The 3,862-nt window shown below is 72.8% G+C and carries 2 protein-coding genes and 1 riboswitch; of the genes, one reads left to right on the forward strand and one right to left on the reverse strand.

Features of this window, described 5'->3' with window-relative positions:
• Positions 1–670, reverse strand: a 670-nt coding sequence (locus tag ABZ641_RS28695; protein WP_359986356.1) for an IclR family transcriptional regulator, incomplete at its 3' end; no start/stop codon positions are given.
• A gap of 192 nt (positions 671–862) precedes the next feature.
• A riboswitch (SAM riboswitch) is annotated at positions 863–1,005 on the reverse strand.
• 318 nt (positions 1,006–1,323) lie between these two features.
• Here ABZ641_RS28695 and ABZ641_RS28700 point away from each other — a divergent pair.
• On the forward strand, positions 1,324–3,862 hold a 2,539-nt coding region (locus ABZ641_RS28700; protein WP_359986358.1), incomplete at its 3' end, for an alpha-amylase family glycosyl hydrolase.

Raw genomic sequence — 3,862 nt, forward strand, 5'->3', positions numbered from 1 at the left:
CGACGGCCTGGGAGAGCCGGGCGCCGGGGTGCCGGGTGAGCCGCTCGATCGGCCCGGAGACGGAGACGGCGGCGACGACCCGGCCGGCCGGACCGCGCACGGGTGCGGAGACGGAGGCGACCCCGGCCTCGCGTTCGCCGATGGACTGGGCCCAGCCGCGGCGCCGTACGCCGCTGAGGGCGGTGGCGGTGAAGCGGGCGCCCTGCAGGCCGCGGTGGAGGCGTTCGGGCTCCTCCCAGGCGAGCAGGATCTGCGCCGCGGAGCCGACCTTCATCGGGAGGGCGATGCCCACCGGCACGGTGTCCCGCAGGCCGGAGAGGCGTTCGGCGGCGGCCACGCAGATCCGGACCTCGCCCTGCCGGCGGTAGAGCTGGGCGCTCTCGCCGGTGAGGTCGCGCAGGTGGGCCAGGACCGGGCCGGCCGCGGACAGCAGGCGGTCCTCGCCGACGGCCGCCGACAGCTCGGTGAGCCGGGGGCCGAGGGCGAACCGTCCCTGCAGGTCGCGGGCGACCAGGCGGTGCTGTTCCAGTGCGACGGCGAGCCGGTGGGCGGTGGGCCGTGCCAGGCCGGTGGCGGCCACGAGTCCGGCCAGGGTGGTGGGACCGGCCTCCAGGGTGCCGAGGATCGAGGTGACCTTGTCGAGCACGCCGACGCCGCTGGTGTTCTCCATGATGGGTACTCCGTCTCAGATCCCGTGAGCGGCGGGGGCCCCGCCCACGGACGCTCCGCGCGGGAGCGGGGGTGGTCAGCGAGGACAGGCCGGAGAAGTCGGCCGAGTGGCTGCGCCGGGCACGGGACGGGTACGCGGAGAGACCGGGGCGGGAAGCGCCCGGGCGAAGGACAGCACAGAGAGCACCGTGTCTCCTCATCTTTCCCGCGCCACAGTGGCGGCAGGCCGGAGTTGGCACTGATCCCGGGCGGCGCGGCGCGTACTTCGGACGCCGGTTCGACCGGGGAGTTGCCGGGGCTTCGTAGGGCCGGTCCCTCCACCCCTCTGGATGATTCGCGAGGAACCATACAAGATTCCGCGGGCGGCCCGCCAAACCTCCCCCGTCCGCGCGCTCCGGTCCGTCGGCATCGGCACGGAGCGAATGCCCTTGCTGCAAATTGCAGAAACCCCGTGCGCCCTGACTTGACGTGTCCTCAGGACGGCGGGATCGTCGGTCGCGCGACGCACCCCACCGCCCCCGCGGGCCGGGATCGCCCGTCCCACCGGTCGGCGACCCCCCGCGCACCCCCACCCACCCTTCACCCGGGACGGCCGCGACGTGCCCCCACACGCCGTCGCGCCGACGTCCCGGGCCGCCCGGGAGGCAGTCCCCCATGGCTCACACCTTTCCGCGCGCAAGATCGGCCAGGACGGCGTCGTTCGCGGTGCTCCTCCTGCTCGCCACCGCCCTCGTGTCGCTCACGGCGTCCACGGCCGACGCCGCGCCGGCCGCCGTCAGCCTGCCCGGAACCTTCGACAGCGAGATCGGCTGCTCCGGCGACTGGCAGCCCGACTGCCCACGGGCGCAGCTCGCGCAGCGCTCCGACGGACGGTGGGCGGCCGCCTTCGCCCTGCCCGCCGGCAGCTACGAGTACAAGGTCGCGATCGACAACGGCTGGACGGAGAACTACGGCGCGGGCGGCGCGGCGGGCGGCGCCAACCTGTCCGTGACCGTGCCCGCGGGCGGCGCCTCGGTCGCGTTCGTCTACGACCCGGCCACGCACCTGGTCGACAGCTCCGTCCGGCCGGTCGTCACCGCCGTCGGCGACTACCAGTCCGAACTCGGCTGCGGCGCCGACTGGGCACCGACCTGCGCGGCCACCACCCTGCAGGACCCGGACGGCGACGGCGTCTACAGCTACACCACGACCGCGATCCCCGCCGGGGCGTGGAACACCAAGGTCACCGTCGGACAGTCCTGGACGGAGAACTACGGTGCCGGCGGGGCGGCGGGCGGCGCGAACATCGGCTTCACCGTCCCCGCGGACGGGGCGGCCACCACGTTCTCCTACTCCGCCGCCACGCACCTGACGACGGTGCGGAGCACCGAGGCCACCGACACCCCCGCCACGCTCGGCGCGATCTACTCCCCCACCGGCACCACCTTCCGGCTCTGGTCGCCCGACAGTTCCGACGTCAGCGTCAGCGTCGGCGGCACCAGCCACCCGATGACCCCGGTGACCGTGAGCGGCTACTCCGCCGTCTACCAGGCCGTGGTCGGCGGCGACCTCAAGGACCAGGCCTACCAGTTCTCCGTGCGCGGCACCGCCGTCCGCGACCCCTACGCCCAGATGGTCAGGCCCGGCACCACCCAGGGCGTCGTCGTCGACACCGCCTCGGTCGCGCCGACCGGCGGCAGCCGGGCCCCGCGGCCCGCCCTCGCCGATCGGGAGGACTCCGTCGTCTACGAGTTGAGCGTCCGCGACTTCACCGTCGACGCCAGCTCCGGGGTGGACCCTGCCAAGCGCGGGAAGTTCCTCGGCCTGGTGCAGACCGGCACCACCACCGCCGGCGGCGCCAGGACGGGCATCGACCACCTCAAGGAACTGGGCGTCACCACCGTCCAGCTGATGCCCTCGTTCGACTTCGGCAGCACCGTGCCCAACTGGGGCTACGACCCGGTCGACTACAACGTCCCCGAGGAGCAGTACTCCCAGTTCAGCGCGCCGGAGGACCGGATCCGCGAGTTCAAGGACATGGTCGACGGATTCCACCGCAACGGCATCCGCGTGGTCATGGACGTGGTCTACAACCACACCTACGACAAGAACGTCTTCGGCGGCATCACCGGGAAGTACTACACGCCGACCGACCTGTCCGCCACCGGCAACTCGATCGACGACGGCAACCCGATGGTCAGCCGCATGATCCGGGACTCGCTGGAGCACTGGGTCCGCGACTACGACGTCGACGGATTCCGCTTCGACCTCGCCGGGGTGCACCGCTACAGCAGCGTCTCCGCCTGGGCGGGCTACCTCAACACCACCTACCCGGACCGCAACCTCCTGCTGTACGGGGAGCCGTGGAGCGCCGCCGCCGACCCGCAGGAGGCCCAGAAGGTGCGCTACGGCACCGTCCCGGCCCTCGCACCGGCGCACGTCGGCGTCTTCAACGGCGTCTACCGGGACGCGATCCGGGGCGGCACGGACGACGACGTCATGGCCTACATGGGCGGTTCGGGCAACCCCGGCGCCATCGCCTTCGGCATGCGCGGCTCACCGACGGACGCGAAGAGCACCGCCGTCCTGTCCGACCTGTGGAGCCCGGCGTTCGCCTACGACCCCGAGCAGACCGTGAACTACGCCTCGATCCACGACAACCTGAACCTCTACGACAAGATCACCTACTCCGGGGCGAGCGGCGGCGCAGCCGGAACGGCCGGCCGGATCGACCGGTTCGCCGTCGGCATGGTGCTCACCTCCCAGGGGATCCCGGTCATCGCCGAGGGTGACGAGTTCCTCCGCTCCAAGGTCGTCGGGGGCGACTACGCCACGGCGAAGAACTCCTACAACGCCTCCGACACGGTGAACGCGATCCACTGGGGCGACAAGACCGCCAACGCGGCCGTGTTCCGCTACTACAAGGACGCCGTCGCGCTCCGGAAGGCCGCACCGGCGCTGCGCCTCACCGGCTGGGACGCCGTCCACAACCAGATGACCGCCCAGGTGGACGGCTCCGTGGTGGTCGGCCGCATCGGCTCCGACGCCGCGGCGCCCACGAGCTACGACACCGTCGTCGTCTACAACCCCACCGGCAGCACCTACGACGTGGGCCTGCCGCCGGGGACGTGGACGAAGGTCCTCGACGGCGGCGGCGCGGCCTCCGCCACCGGCGACACCGCCTGCGCCGGCCTCGCGGTGACGGTGTTCCGCA

The organism is Kitasatospora sp. NPDC007106, from assembly GCF_040634455.1.
GTDB lineage: Bacteria > Actinomycetota > Actinomycetes > Streptomycetales > Streptomycetaceae > Kitasatospora > Kitasatospora arboriphila.